At 44.0% G+C, this 13,524-nt stretch carries 11 protein-coding genes and 1 pseudogene; 3 read left to right on the top strand and 9 right to left on the bottom strand.

Annotated elements, in window-relative coordinates; translation table 11 throughout:
• Window positions 1-85 precede the first annotated feature (85 nt).
• A pseudogene (locus tag D8802_RS03180) lies at window positions 86-250 on the bottom strand (type I restriction-modification system subunit M); the annotation flags it as partial.
• A 127-nt stretch (window positions 251-377) separates the two neighbouring features.
• Here D8802_RS03180 and D8802_RS03175 point away from each other — a divergent pair.
• A complete protein-coding gene (locus tag D8802_RS03175) occupies window positions 378-995 on the top strand; it encodes a TVP38/TMEM64 family protein (RefSeq protein WP_000076176.1) in 618 nt (205 codons plus the stop codon).
• A gap of 278 nt (window positions 996-1,273) precedes the next feature.
• Here the strand turns inward: D8802_RS03175 and scrK are convergent, their stop codons facing one another.
• Both scrK and D8802_RS03165 read right to left on the bottom strand, forming a co-directional pair.
• Window positions 1,274-2,161 (bottom strand): fructokinase ScrK, encoded by an 888-nt coding sequence (gene scrK, locus D8802_RS03170; RefSeq protein WP_125394758.1) that lies wholly within the window; start codon window positions 2,159-2,161, stop codon window positions 1,274-1,276.
• Window positions 2,162-2,319: 158 nt separating this feature from the next.
• Window positions 2,320-4,206 (bottom strand): sucrose-specific PTS transporter subunit IIBC, encoded by a 1,887-nt coding sequence (locus tag D8802_RS03165; RefSeq protein WP_125394757.1) that lies wholly within the window; start codon window positions 4,204-4,206, stop codon window positions 2,320-2,322.
• Window positions 4,207-4,585: 379 nt separating this feature from the next.
• Here D8802_RS03165 and D8802_RS03160 point away from each other — a divergent pair, with 379 nt between their 5' ends.
• Window positions 4,586-6,040 (top strand): sucrose-6-phosphate hydrolase, encoded by a 1,455-nt coding sequence (locus tag D8802_RS03160; protein WP_125394756.1) that lies wholly within the window; start codon window positions 4,586-4,588, stop codon window positions 6,038-6,040.
• The gene (locus D8802_RS03155; protein ID WP_125394755.1) at window positions 6,021-6,986 is read left to right on the top strand and encodes a LacI family DNA-binding transcriptional regulator; all 966 of its coding nucleotides are present in this window, start codon (window positions 6,021-6,023) and stop codon (window positions 6,984-6,986) included. Before D8802_RS03160 ends, D8802_RS03155 begins: the two co-directional genes overlap by 20 nt.
• A gap of 34 nt (window positions 6,987-7,020) precedes the next feature.
• Here D8802_RS03155 and D8802_RS03150 read toward each other — a convergent pair whose 3' ends face one another.
• The 6 genes from D8802_RS03150 to D8802_RS03125 all read right to left on the bottom strand — a co-directional run bounded on the left by D8802_RS03150 (window position 7,021) and on the right by D8802_RS03125 (window position 13,518).
• Window positions 7,021-8,295: a hydroxymethylglutaryl-CoA reductase, degradative gene (locus D8802_RS03150; RefSeq protein ID WP_125394754.1), complete on the bottom strand. Its 1,275-nt coding sequence runs from the start codon at window positions 8,293-8,295 to the stop codon at window positions 7,021-7,023.
• Window positions 8,295-9,467 carry a hydroxymethylglutaryl-CoA synthase gene (locus D8802_RS03145; protein ID WP_125394852.1) on the bottom strand — a complete coding sequence of 391 codons (1,173 nt, stop codon included), beginning with the start codon at window positions 9,465-9,467 and terminating at the stop codon, window positions 8,295-8,297. The genes D8802_RS03150 and D8802_RS03145 overlap by 1 nt, the downstream gene beginning before the upstream one ends.
• A gap of 118 nt (window positions 9,468-9,585) precedes the next feature.
• Window positions 9,586-10,041: a threonine/serine exporter family protein gene (locus tag D8802_RS03140; protein ID WP_000176909.1), complete on the bottom strand. Its 456-nt coding sequence runs from the start codon at window positions 10,039-10,041 to the stop codon at window positions 9,586-9,588.
• 1 nt (window position 10,042) lies between these two features.
• Complete coding sequence (locus tag D8802_RS03135; RefSeq protein ID WP_125394753.1) at window positions 10,043-10,801, bottom strand: threonine/serine exporter family protein; 759 nt, start codon at window positions 10,799-10,801, stop codon at window positions 10,043-10,045.
• An 87-nt stretch (window positions 10,802-10,888) separates the two neighbouring features.
• Complete coding sequence (gene pknB, locus D8802_RS03130; protein WP_125394752.1) at window positions 10,889-12,781, bottom strand: Stk1 family PASTA domain-containing Ser/Thr kinase; 1,893 nt, start codon at window positions 12,779-12,781, stop codon at window positions 10,889-10,891.
• On the bottom strand, window positions 12,778-13,518 hold the full coding sequence (locus D8802_RS03125) for a Stp1/IreP family PP2C-type Ser/Thr phosphatase (protein ID WP_084946411.1): 741 nt from the start codon (window positions 13,516-13,518) through the stop codon (window positions 12,778-12,780). The genes pknB and D8802_RS03125 overlap by 4 nt, the downstream gene beginning before the upstream one ends.
• Between the last annotated feature and the right edge of the window lie 6 nt (window positions 13,519-13,524).

The raw sequence follows: 13,524 nt of genomic DNA, 5'->3' as shown, positions 1-13,524 counted from the left end.
ATAACATAAATAAAAAATAAAAGCCAGCCAAAGGTTGATTTGGCTGGGATTTCAAATCTGATAGATGTATCTAACTGTTTCTCCATCACCCTTTAAAGTTTTTCAAAAACTTTTTGAGCTCAGCATCGGCTTCTGGTGTGGTTCCGTGGAGTTGACCGAGCATTTCAAGCAGGGAAGCTGTTTGGCTTTCGATTGCTTGATTTGTCTCGTTAATCTTGCTGACGATTTCTGTCAGTGGTTCGACTTCTTCTGAAAAATGCCACCACACCTGATGGCTACAGTTCTACTTTCTTTATTATAACATGTTTATCATTAAATCCCCCCTTCTTTTATCAAAATATGGTATAGTAGAATCATACTATCTATGAGGAGTTTACATGTCACAGGATAAGCAAATGAAAGCTGTTTCTCCCCTTCTACAGCAAGTCATCAATATCTCATCTATCGTCGGGGGAGTCGGCACCTTGATTTTCTGTATTTGGGCCTATCAAGCAGGTGTTTTACAGTCCAAGGAAACCCTATCAGCCTTTATCCAGCAAGCTGGGGTTTGGGGGCCACCACTCTTTATCTTTTTACAGATCCTACAAACCGTCGTTCCGATCATTCCGGGAGCTTTGACCTCAGTGGCTGGGGTCTTTATTTACGGCCACATCATCGGAACCATCTATAACTATATCGGCATCGTGATTGGCTGTGCTATTATCTTTTACCTGGTGCGTCTCTATGGAGCTGCCTTTGTCCAGTCCGTCGTCAGCAAGCGCACCTATGACAAGTATATCGGTTGGCTAGATAAGGGCAATCGTTTCGAGCGGTTCTTTATCTTTATGATGATCTGGCCTGTCAGTCCAGCTGACTTTCTCTGTATGCTGGCTGCCCTGACCAAGATGACCTTCAAGCGCTATATGATTATCATCATTCTGACCAAGCCCTTTACCCTAGTGGTTTATACTTATGGTTTGACCTATATTATTGATTTCTTCTGGCAGATGTTTTGATAATAGAAAATAGCCTGATACTAAATATACTTTGGTATGGAAATCATGCCAACTTTTCGATAGTGAATCGAGGACTAACCTAGCCTTTCCGCCGTGATAAAAACACCTGAAATCTCATGGTTTCAGGTGTTGGGAAACTTTGAGACAGTAGGCTCAAAGTTTCGATATGGAATTTCGAAGAAAGTCGCTACCGTCCATAATCACTTAAGGAAAGGCTCAAAAAAATTGTCTTCAAACAAAACATCCGTTTGGTTGCCCAAGCGGATATTTTCTTTGTTTTATTTTGCGACACTCTTAGCAAGGACAAAGTTCCCAAGTGTGGCAGAACCATTGCCTGCGACTGCTGGAGTGACAATGTAGTCACGCACATCTGGTACTGGTAGGTAGCCATTGAGAAGAGCAGTAAATTTCTCACGCACTCGGTCCAGCATGTGTTGTTGGGCCATAACCCCACCACCAAAGACGATCACATCTGGACGAAAAGTCACTGTTGCGTTGACCGCAGCTTGAGCGATATAGTAGGCTTGAACATCCCAGACAGAGTTGTTGAGTTCGATGTTTTCACCACGAATACCTGTACGAGCTTCCAAACTTGGTCCAGCCGCAAAGCCTTCCAAACAGCCCTTGTGGAAAGGACAAACACCGTTGAATTCCTTCTCCTCGTCCATTGGGTGTTTGGCTACATAGTAGTGACCCATTTCAGGGTGACCTACACCACCGATAAACTCGCCACGTTGGATAACACCTGCACCGATACCTGTACCGATTGTGTAGTAAACCAAGTTTTCGATACGGCCGCCAGCATTGTTACGAGCAACCACTTCACCATAGGCAGAGCTGTTTACGTCTGTGGTGAAATACATGGGTACATTTAGGGCGCGACGAAGGGCACCAAGTAGATCTACATTTGCCCAGTGAGGTTTTGGAGTCGTTGTGATAAAGCCATAGGTTTTTGAATTTTTGTCGATATCGATAGGGCCAAACGATCCGACAGCAAGACCTGCAAGATTATCGAATTTTGAAAAGAACTCGATGGTTTTATCGATAGTCTCGATAGGAGTTGTTGTAGGAAATTGTGTTTTTTCTACAATGTTAAAATTTTCATCTCCGACAGCACAGACAAACTTTGTACCGCCTGCTTCTAAACTTCCGTATAATTTTGTCATGATAAACCTCTTATCTTTATTTTCTCTATTATAGCATATTTCGAAAGTCTACATTTCTCTATTTTTTAGATTTTCCTCTGTAAATCTTACCATTCAAGCAAAAACGAACAAACATGTCATTTGTTCGTTTTGTTTTTAGATTTGATTTTTGAAGAGGATTAGGCTTTCACTTCGATGATCGCGTCGCCCTTGACAACTGAACCACTTGCGACTGGTGTCACAGAAGCATAGTCAGCTGTATTGGTAACGATAACCATTGTTGTGTCGTCAAGACCTGCGGCAGCGATTTTGTTTGAGTCAAAGGTTCCAAGAACGTCACCTGCTTTGACCTTGTCGCCTTGAGCAACTTTTGCTTCAAAGCCTTCACCGTTCATAGATACAGTGTCAATACCAACGTGGATCAAGATTTCAGCTCCATTGGCTGTCTTCAAACCAAAGGCGTGACCTGTTGGAAATGCGATCGATACTTCGGCATCAGCTGGTGCGTAAACCACGCCTTGGCTTGGTTTTACAGCGATCCCTTGTCCCATTGCACCACTTGAAAAGACTGGGTCATTGACATTCTCAAGAGCAACCACGTCACCAACGATAGGGGTTTGGATTGTTTCGTTTTGAGGAGCTAGTGGAATGTTACCAGTTGTTTCTTCTTGAACCAAGCGTTCTGTCGCCACTTCACTAGCAACTTCTTCTTCGTCCTCGTAACCAAACATGTAGGTAAGGGCAAAGCCAAGAACGAATGATACAGCTACCATAAGAAGGTATTGGAGCAATTGACCATTCCCAACGTAAAGCATTGTACCAGGGATGATGGTGATACCATTACCAGTACCAGCAAGACCAAGGATAGATGCCAATCCACCACCGATAGCACCAGCGATCAATGAAAGGAAGAATGGTTTACGGAAGCGCAAGTTTACCCCGAAGATAGCAGGCTCTGTAATACCGAGGAAGGCAGAAAGAGCAGCTGGGAAAGCAAGTGTTTTCAGTTTAGGATTTTTTGTTTTGACACCAACGGCAACAGTTGCAGCCCCTTGAGCTGTCATTGCTGCAGTGATGATAGCGTTGAATGGATTGACATGGTCAGCAGCAAGCAATTGCACTTCAAGCAAGTTGAAGATGTGGTGCACACCTGATACGACGATCAATTGGTGAACCCCACCGATGACCAAACCACCGAGACCAAATGGCAAACCAAGAATCGCTTTTGTTCCGAGAAGGATGTAGTTTTCAACAACGTGGAAGACTGGTCCGATGACAAAGAGTCCAAGGATAGACATAACCAAAAGTGTCACGAATGGTGTCACCAAGAGATCCAAGACATCTGGAACCACTTTGCGGAGAGCTTTTTCAAACTTAGCTCCGACCACCCCAATGATGAAGGCTGGAAGAACGGAACCTTGCAAACCAACAACAGGAATGAAGCCAAAGAAGTTCATAGCTGTTACTTCACCACCTGATGCTACTGCCCAGGCGTTTGGAAGCGAACCAGAAACCAGCATCATACCGAGGACGATACCAACGGCTGGATTTCCACCGAATACGCGGAAGGTTGACCATACAACCAAACCTGGCAAGATGATGAAGGCTGTATCTGTGAGGATTTGGCTGTAAATAGTAACATCTTCTGGAAGTGTCATTCCGAGGGCATTCAAGAGACCACGAACACCCATGAAGAGACCTGTCGCCACGATAACTGGGATGATTGGTACAAAGACGTCCCCGAAAGTACGGATAGCACGTTGGAACCAGTTCCCTTGTTTAGCAGCTTCTGCTTTCATGTCTTCTTTAGAAGATGTTGGCAAACCAAGTGCAACCACTTCGTCGTACATCTTGTTTACTGTACCAGTCCCAAAGATGATTTGGTATTGGCCTGAGTTAAAGAAAGCTCCTTGAACTTTATCCAAGTTCTCAATCACTTCCTTATTGATTTTCCCTTCATCTTTGACCATGACACGTAGACGAGTCGCACAGTGGGCAACACTGTTGACATTTTCACGTCCGCCAAGGGCTTCGATGACTTTTTTTGCAATATCCTGATTGTTCATTTGCAAAAATCTCCTTATAAAAATTTTGTTCTTGTTTGAAAGCGATTTTATTCGCCCTACGACTATTATTTTATCACGTTTCTAAAATATGTCAAGCGTTTTGCAGAAATTTTTAAACCCTTTCTTTTTTCTCTGATTATTTTTGCTCGTTTTTGAGGGTTATTCTCTTTTTTCTCAAAAAAATATCTTTATACTTGAAGAATCAAGACTTTTATTTACATTTTCTTTCATTTTTTCGTGAAAATTTGCCAGATTTCCTTTACTTGATTTATGGCAATCGTTTGATATATTTTTCTCTTTTTTAACATAAAAGACTTGCTTTTTTTGCCGAAAACGTTTACTATTAATAATAGAATAGAACTTATGGAGGAAAGATAAAATGGAATGGACAACTGAGCGCCGTTACAGACGCTATGAAGACTGGTCTAATGATGAAATCAAGCAAATCAAGGAAAAGATGGCACAATCTCCTTGGCATACTCGTTACCATGTTGAGCCTAAAATGGGGCTTCTCAATGATCCAAATGGCTTTTCTTATTTTGATGGCAAATGGATTCTCTTTTACCAGAACTTCCCCTTTGGCGCAGCCCATGGATTGAAGTCTTGGGTGCAGCTTGAAAGTGATGATTTAGTGCGCTTTACAGAAACTGGAGTCAAAGTTTTGCCAGATACTCCATTGGATAGCCACGGTGCTTATTCTGGTTCTGCCATGCAGTTTGGCGATCAGTTGTTCCTATTTTATACTGGAAATGTCCGTGATGAAAACTGGATCCGTCACCCTTACCAGATTGGTGCACTGATGGATAAGGGTGGCAAGATTACAAAGATTGACAAGATCTTGATTGACCAGCCAGCAGACTCTACTGACCACTTCCGCGATCCGCAAATTTTTAACTTTAAGGGGCAATATTATGCCATCGTCGGTGGACAGGACTTGGAGAAAAAAGGCTTCGTCCGTCTCTACAAGGCTGTGGACAATGACTATACAAACTGGCAAGCAGTTGGCGACCTTGACTTTGCTAACGACCGCACTGCCTACATGATGGAATGCCCAAATCTGGTCTTTGTAGGGGAGCAACCTGTCCTTCTCTACTGCCCACAAGGATTGGATAAGAGTGTTCTAGACTATGATAATATCTATCCAAACATGTACAAAATCGGGGCTTCCTTTGATCCTGAAAATGCCAAAATGGTAGATGTGTCTCCATTGCAAAATCTAGACTATGGCTTTGAAGCCTATGCAACACAAGCCTTCAACGCTCCAGATGGACGTGCACTAGCAGTAAGTTGGCTTGGGTTACCAGATGTTTCTTACCCATCTGACTGTTTTGACCACCAAGGAACCTTCTCATTGGTCAAAGAACTCACTATCAAAGATGGCAAACTCTACCAATACCCTGTCGCAGCCGTCAAAGAACTTCGTTCTTCTGAAGAGGTCTTCTCAAATCGTACTCAAACCAATAACACCTATGAACTCGAGCTCAACTTAGAAGCCAATAGCCAAAGCGAGATTGTCTTGCTCGCTGATAAAGAAGGCAAGGGGCTTTCAATCAACTTTGACCTTGTCAATGGACAGGTGACAGTGGATCGTAGTCAGGCTGGTCAACAGTACGCCCAAGAATTTGGTACGACTCGTTCTTGCCCTCTCAATAACCAAGCTACTACTGCCACTATCTTCATCGACAAGTCGGTCTTTGAAATTTTCATCAATAAAGGAGAAAAAGTATTTTCTGGTCGTGTCTTCCCTCATGCGGACCAAAATGGTATCCTCATCAAGTCTGGAAACCCAACTGGAACTTACTATGAATTAGATTATGGTCGCAAAACTAACTGATGTCGCAAAACTTGCAGGCGTCAGCCCCACTACCGTCTCACGAGTCATCAATAAAAAGGGTTATCTATCTGAGAAAACCATTCAAAAGGTTAATGAAGCCATGCGAGAATTGGGCTATAAACCCAACAACCTGGCTCGTAGTCTCCAAGGAAAATCTGCCAAGTTGATTGGACTTATTTTTCCAAACATCAGTCATGTCTTTTATGCGGAGTTAATTGACAAGTTGGAACACCAACTCTTCAAAAATGGCTACAAGACCATCATCTGTAACAGCGAACACGACTCTGAAAAAGAACGAGAGTACATTGAAATGCTGGAGGCCAATCAGGTCGATGGTATCATTTCGGGAAGTCATAACTTGGGAATCGAAGACTACAATCGTGTGACAGCACCGATTATTTCCTTTGACCGAAATCTATCACCAGACATCCCTGTCGTCTCCTCTGATAACTACGGTGGCGGGGTTCTCGCAGCCCAAACCTTGGTCAAGACAGGCGCCCAGTCTATCATCATGATTACAGGAAATGACAACTCGAACTCACCGACTGGACTGCGCCACGCTGGCTTTGCATCCGTACTCCCAAAAGCACCTATTATCAATGTTTCGAGTGACTTTTCACCTGTCCGAAAAGAAATGGAAATCAAGAATATCTTGACCCATCAGAAACCAGATGCCATCTTTGCTTCGGATGATTTGACAGCCATTCTGGTTATCAAAATTGCTCAAGAGCTAGGTATCTCTGTTCCTGATGAGCTCAGGGTCATCGGCTATGATGGGACTTATTTTATCGAGAACTACTATCCTCATTTGACAACGATTAAGCAACCTATGAAAGAGATTGCCCAACTCACTGTCGATCTTCTCTTACAGAAGATTGAAGGCAAAGAGGTCGCGACAACTGGTTACTTCTTACCCGTCACCCTATTACCTGGAAAAAGTATTTAAGTACAAAAAACTCAGACGAATTCGTCTGAGTTTTTTATGATCTTAAGTTTTCGAGATAGCGCTGGGCTGTCTCTAAGTTAAAGGTTTTATCTGCGATGAGGCGCTCAACGAGGGGAGCAACCTCGGACTCACTAGCACCAGCTAAGAGAGCTAGGGATTTGGCCTGTAATTTCATGTGGCCTTGCTGGATGCCCGTACTGACCAAGGCTTTGAGGGCCGCAAAGTTTTGGGCAAGACCGATGGACACGATAATCTGAGCCAATTCCTTGGCAGAAGGATTTCCCAATAGTTCGTGACTAAGAGCCACACGTGGGTTGAGACCGATAGAGCCACCCTTGGTCGCTACAGGCATAGGGAGTGTCATCTGGCCCACCAATTCTTCTCTTTCCATGTCCAGTGTCCATTGACTAAGACCTTGATAGCGTCCATCTCGACTGGCAAAGGCATGGGCCCCGGCTTCGATGGCACGCCAGTCATTACCCGTGGCGATTAAAATCGCATCAATACCGTTAAAAATCCCTTTATTGTGAGTAGCTGCTCGGTAAGGATCAGCCTGCGCAAACTGGCTAGCCAAAGCTATTTTCTCCGCAATTTCTCGTCCTTGGTCCCTTTGAGGGCTCAAGTAGCGAAAGGCGATACGACAGTTTGCAGTCACCAGAGAATCGGTCGCGTAGTTGGACAAAATTCCCATAAGACTCTGTCCTTGACTGAGTTCTTCTAAGACTGGTTTCAAGGCTTCCAGCATGGTGTTGAGCATATTGGCTCCCATGGCTTCCTGAGTATCGACATGGAGATAAACAACGAGAAAGTCTGTTTCGTCTTTGATCTGCTCTACATGTAAATCACGCGCCCCGCCACCACGTTTGACGATAGAAGGATAGGCTTGATTGGCAAGTTCCAAGAGCTCGGCTTTCTTGCTGGCAATCTTCTCTTGCGCTTGTTCAGGATCAGCAACTTGATAAAGTGCTACTTGACCGATCATCTGGCGCTCATGTACTTGAGCAGTAAAGCCACCTGACCGCTTGATGATTTTGCTGGCATAGCTGGCCGCAGCAACCACAGACGGTTCTTCTGTCACATAGGGAACTGTGTAGTCCTGACCGTTCACCAAAAGCTCTGGAATGATGGAATAAGGCAGAGAAAAAGTTCCCACTACATTCTCACTCAGCTGGTCTGCAACTGCCAAGCTGACTTGTTCATCCTGCTCGAGACTCGTTTGCTTTTCAGGACTAAGGAGCGCCTGAGCTTGTAACAACTCAAGGCGCTCATGGTATGATTTTTTAGAAAATCCATTCCAACTTATCTTCATTATTTTTCAACCTTGCTATAACGGCGTTGGTGGTCGATAATTTCAACCAAGGCATAGTCTTGATTTTCAAAACCTGCAAATTGGGCTGAGCCAGACTCATCCAACTGCAATTCTTCGAAGAAGACTTTTTCATAGTCTGCAACGGACAATGCTGTACGTTGCTTGAGTCTGCTCAAGCGCTCCTTATCAAGGTAAGTCTCATAGCCTTCGACCAATTCACCACTAAAGAACTCTGAAACAGCTCCACTTCCGTAACTGTAGAGGGCAATTTTATCTCCAGCCTTCAAAGTCTCTGCATTTTCCAAAAGAGAAAGGAGGCCGAGGAAGAGGGAACCTGTGTAGATATTCCCAATCATCTGACTGTAGAGAATGGACTTATCAAAGTTTTCTTGCAAACTATCCTGTTTTTCTTTAGACAAAGTTTTGTCCATCATCTTACGCAAGCCTTTTAGAGCCAACTTAGGATAAGGTAAGTGGAAACAGATAGCCGCAAAGTCATCCATCGTCCAATCATAGCGTTTCTTGTATTCATCCCAAGTCGTTGTCAAGCAATCAAGATACTGTTGGGTCGAGTACATGCCGTTTACATAAGGAGTGCTTGAGTAGTTCGGACGCCAGAAATCCATGATGTCACGAGTTTGAGCAACATTATCATTGTTAAAGGCCATGATGCGCGGATTTTGGGTGATCAACATCGCCACACTTCCAGCACCCTGAGTTGGTTCACCTGGAGTTCCTACACCATACTTGGCAATATCACTGGCAATGACCAGAACCTTAGACTCTGGAGAATTTTCCACATGTAACTTGGCATAATGAAGGGCAGCTGTCGCTCCATAGCAGGCTTCTTTGATTTCAAAGCTACGGGCAAAAGGCTGAATGCCTAATAGGCCATGAACAAAGACTGCCGCTGCCTTACTCTGGTCAATCCCTGACTCGGTCGCCACGATGACCATATCGATTTCTTCTTTTTCTTTGTCTGTTAAAATAGAGTTACTTGCACTAGCTGCCAAGGTAACAATGTCCTCAGTCAGTGACGCAATACTAATTTCATTTAACAAGAGGCCCTTGCTAAATTTTTCGGGGTCAACTCCCCTCGCTTCTGCTAAGTCTTGTAATTTCAAGACATATTGACTGGTCGCAAAACCAATCTTATCAATACCGATTGTCATATTTACCTCTGTTTTTTCATTCATTGTAAAAAATCGTTTCATTCTATTTTATCACAAATAGGAGCAAAAGAGAGAAAAAAGACTTGATTCACCAAATCAAGCCTTTTCTTTGATAGAGTTAAGAGGAGATTCCTCGTTGTTTTCGGATATAGTAATAGAGCTTTAGAATTACCGTTCCACTTGCCATTCCAATAGAAATAACAAGAGCTAACATAACCACCAAAGTCGCGCTGGCAATAGCATGGCTGTAATCTCCTGTCACAAAGAAAGCTGTCGTTCGATAGGATAAATAACCCGGCACCAAGGGGGCAAGAATGGCCAAGACAAAGACCACCGCTGGTGTCTTATAGACAATACTTAAAATCTGACTGATGCAAGAACCAATTACTGCTGCGATAAATGTCGCGACAATAACATTGGTTGGTTCTTTGAGCACGAGATAGAGGAGCCAAACGCCCATTCCCAAAACACCACCAGGTAGGAGCATGGAGCGTTGAACATTCAGTACGATTAGAAAGGTGATAATGGCGAGCAAACTCGCCACTGCTTGGAGCAAAATACTTGTTAGAGTCATCTTATGTCATCAAAACTAGGGCGACAGAGGTGCCTGCCCCTAAAGCAAGGGTAATGAGCAGAGATTCAAACATCTTGCTCATACCAGAGTTGATATGGTTGGTCATGATATCCCGTACCGCATTTGTCAGAGCAATCCCTGGAACAAAGGGCATGACCGCTCCTGCTATAATCAGGTCTGCCGTCGAAGGAAATCCTGTATAGCGGGCCCAGAACTGGGCGATCAATCCGAAAACAAAGGCACCCGCAAAGGCCGTTACAAAAGGAATGCGAACAAACTTCTCTACATAGAGAGAGAAGGCAAATCCAAATAAAGTCGCAATAGCCGCACCAAAAGCGTCATAAACATTGCCTCCAAACATAATCGAGAAGAAAGGGGCACTGAGGGTCGCTGCTACAGTCACTTGGAGCTTGCTATAAGGAAGGGCTTGATTGCCGATTTCTTTGAGCTTTTTAAAGGCTGTCGAGAGATCAATCTGCCCTCCAACAAGTTCTCGTGATACTTGGTTGACATCACAAACTTTTTCGATGTTATAAGAGGATGACGTCACCCGCTTCATCCGAGAAATATTAGTGTTTTCAATCGAAAAGAAAATAGCAGCGGGCATAGCAAGTACATTGCAATCCATAATCCCTTGTGAATGGGCAATGCGAATCATGGTATCCTCAACCCGATGAATCTCTGAACCACTTTTCAAGAGAATGGTTCCAGCTAACATAATGACATCAATGACGGCATTCAACTCTCTCGATTCGTCCATTCTCTCCTCCTTTTTTCTACTCCCTATATTTTATCACAAAATCTTGTTAAAAAAAATCTTTGTCATGAAATCATGACAAAGATTCATCTAGTCTTGTGTCGTAACTTGTGTTCTCTCTCCGCTTGATGGATTAGTGGACGGGTTATTACCTTGGTGGTTTCCCTGTGTTGGTGTTGTATCTGTTCCTTGATTCTCACGTTGGGATGAACTTGATGATGAGGACGATGAAGGAGCTGGTTTTGGTTTATAAATCGAAATCTTAACACGTGTTTTATTGAGATCTACCTTTTCTCCAGGTTTAGGGTCCTGACTAACAACTGTTCCTGCAGTAGTTCCTTCAGGAGCAGTTGATACTTCCACAACTTCGATATTGGCCTCTTTTACACCAACAATCTGAGTCAAATTGTTCTTAGTAAATTCGAGACTTGAACCAATGTAACTTGGCATCGAAACGCTGGTCACCTTCTTAGCAACTGTCAATACAATACTTGTTGCCTTTGTTAGGTCGTAAGTGCTTCCTGCAGCTGGGGTTTGCCTAATGACTGTTCCTGGATCGCTTTCGCTAGATTCCTCTTCCTCGATCTTGATAAGATTTTCTGGAACCTTTTTCTCTTTGAGCTCTGCGACAACATCCGAGGACTTACGTCCTACATAGTTACTTAGTTGGAAGGATTGCTTACCTGATGAAACGATTAGATTTACTTTACTTCCTTCTTTTCGACCGCTTCTAGCTTCTGGATCTGTTCGAATGACGCGACCTTCGGCTACTATGTCGCTGGCCTCTGTCTTTTCTTCACCTACTTCAAAATTAGCTTTCTTCAGTGTCTCTTTAGCTTCAGCAACTGTCTGTCCCGATACATCTGGAATAGCAATAGTCGCTGGAGTTCGGGAGAAGATCCAAATCAAAGAGGCTGCAACTAGCAAGGCACTGGCCAGTAAAATCATGTAGCGAGCTTTAAACTTCCGTTTTTTCGCTGGTTTTAGTACCGGTGCTTCATCTACCACCTGCTGAGTCTGCTGTTTTGATTGAGGTCGCTCTAATTGTGGCTTAGCCTTCGGAATAGAGGTCAGAGTGCTTTGTGGAACTTTAGGCAAGGTCTTGGTATCAACCTTGCTTGCCTCATCAAAGACTAGCTTTGGTTCTCTCCTACGATTGTGAGATAAACAACTCGACAAGTCCACATACATTTCTGATACAGACTGATAGCGATCTGTTAATTTCTTGGCCGTTGCCTTGATAACGACATTTTCCAAAGCTTGTGGTACTGCTGGATTCTCAGCAATAACAGAGGGAAGTGGTTTTTGGAAATGCTGGAGGGCAATAGTCACTGCACTATCCCCATCATAAGGGATATGTCCAGTCAACATTTCATAGAAAATAATCCCCATAGCATAGATGTCACTCTGCACAGTTGCCTTGGAACCGCGGGCCTGCTCAGGTGAGAGATAGTGGACTGAACCGAGCATGGAGTTGGTCTGTGTCAGACTGGTCTCTGCAAAAGCCACGGCAATCCCAAAGTCTGTAACTTTGGCAGTTCCATCTGGTGTCAATAGGATATTTTGAGGTTTCAAATCTCGGTGGATAATTCCTCTCGTATGCGCCAGACGCATCGCCAAGAGAATCTGTCCCATAATACGGACGGCTTCTTCGTTTGAGAGAGGAGAGTGTTCTTTAATATAACGTTTGAGGTCAAGCCCTGCCACATACTCCATAGCTAGATACTGCTGACCGTCTTCCTCACCGATATCTGTTATTCGAACGATATGGGGATGATCCAGATCCGCCATGGCTCTCGCTTCACGTTGAAAACGTGCCACAGCAATCGGATCTGTCTGATAGTTAGTCCTCAGGACCTTAACCGCCACTTCTTCCCCGTCTAGGATCAAATCCTTGGCCAAGTAAACATCCGCCATGCCTCCTCGACCAATCTGTTTGATAATCCGATATCGTCCGGCAAAAATCTTGCCGATCTGGATCATTCTACTTCCTCCTCATTCATGTGAACAAGGGCAACCGTGATATTGTCTAAGCCTCCTGCATTGTTTGCAAAACGAATCAAAGTTGCCGCCTTGTCTGCCAAGGAAATATCACTCGTTACAATATCGTAGATATCGCTTCCTGAGATCATATTGGTCAAGCCGTCACTGTTGAGCAAGAGGTAGTCTCCTGACTCTAGGCTAACCATGCCAAAATCTGGTTGAATTTCATCTTTTTGCCCAATGGATTGGGTAATGATATTTTTCTGCGGATGAATTTCTGCCTCCTCTGGAGTTAGCTGGCCAGCCTTTAGCAGAGCATTAACCAAAGAATGATCACTTGTGAGCTGGCGATAATCTTCACCACGGATCAAACCGATACGAGAATCACCGATATGTGCATAAATAGCTTGATTTCCAATAATGGCTACTGCTTCAAGCGTTGTTCCCATCCCCTTATAGGCTTCGTCTTTCCCCATCTGATGAATTTTTTGATTTTCAAGTTCCAGATAGTGGGCAAACCATTCACGGACCTCATTGACGGTGTCGATTTGGGTATCAACCCAAGCCACGCCCAGGTCTGTTACCGCCATCTCACTAGCGATATTGCCTGCACGGTGTCCTCCCATCCCATCAGCCAAGAGGATCATGGTGCGTCCTGCTCGGTTGACAAAGTGATTGACATAGTCTTGGTTATTTGTTCGTTTCTGACCAACATCTGTTAATAATGCTATTTCCATTGTGTC

The sequence above is a fragment of the Streptococcus oralis genome, from assembly GCF_003943395.1.
GTDB classification, from domain to species: Bacteria; Bacillota; Bacilli; order Lactobacillales; family Streptococcaceae; genus Streptococcus; species Streptococcus oralis_BF.
The sequence above is the reverse complement of the archived record's forward strand: the minus strand, read 5'-3'. Positions and strand labels throughout refer to the sequence as shown.

Bases quoted from the DNA above. Each gene is read 5' to 3' on its own strand.
- D8802_RS03175 (WP_000076176.1), top strand. From the start codon at position 378: ATGTCACAGGATAAGCAAATGAAAGCTGTTTCTCCCCTTCTACAGCAA.
- scrK (WP_125394758.1), bottom strand. From the start codon at position 2,161: ATGACAAAATTATACGGAAGTTTAGAAGCAGGCGGTACAAAGTTTGTC.
- D8802_RS03165 (WP_125394757.1), bottom strand. From the start codon at position 4,206: ATGAACAATCAGGATATTGCAAAAAAAGTCATCGAAGCCCTTGGCGGA.
- D8802_RS03160 (WP_125394756.1), top strand. From the start codon at position 4,586: ATGGAATGGACAACTGAGCGCCGTTACAGACGCTATGAAGACTGGTCT.
- D8802_RS03155 (WP_125394755.1), top strand. From the start codon at position 6,021: ATGGTCGCAAAACTAACTGATGTCGCAAAACTTGCAGGCGTCAGCCCC.
- D8802_RS03150 (WP_125394754.1), bottom strand. From the start codon at position 8,295: ATGAAGATAAGTTGGAATGGATTTTCTAAAAAATCATACCATGAGCGC.
- D8802_RS03145 (WP_125394852.1), bottom strand. From the start codon at position 9,467: ATGACAATCGGTATTGATAAGATTGGTTTTGCGACCAGTCAATATGTC.
- D8802_RS03140 (WP_000176909.1), bottom strand. From the start codon at position 10,041: ATGACTCTAACAAGTATTTTGCTCCAAGCAGTGGCGAGTTTGCTCGCC.
- D8802_RS03135 (WP_125394753.1), bottom strand. From the start codon at position 10,801: ATGGACGAATCGAGAGAGTTGAATGCCGTCATTGATGTCATTATGTTA.
- pknB (WP_125394752.1), bottom strand. From the start codon at position 12,781: ATGATCCAGATCGGCAAGATTTTTGCCGGACGATATCGGATTATCAAA.
- D8802_RS03125 (WP_084946411.1), bottom strand. From the start codon at position 13,518: ATGGAAATAGCATTATTAACAGATGTTGGTCAGAAACGAACAAATAAC.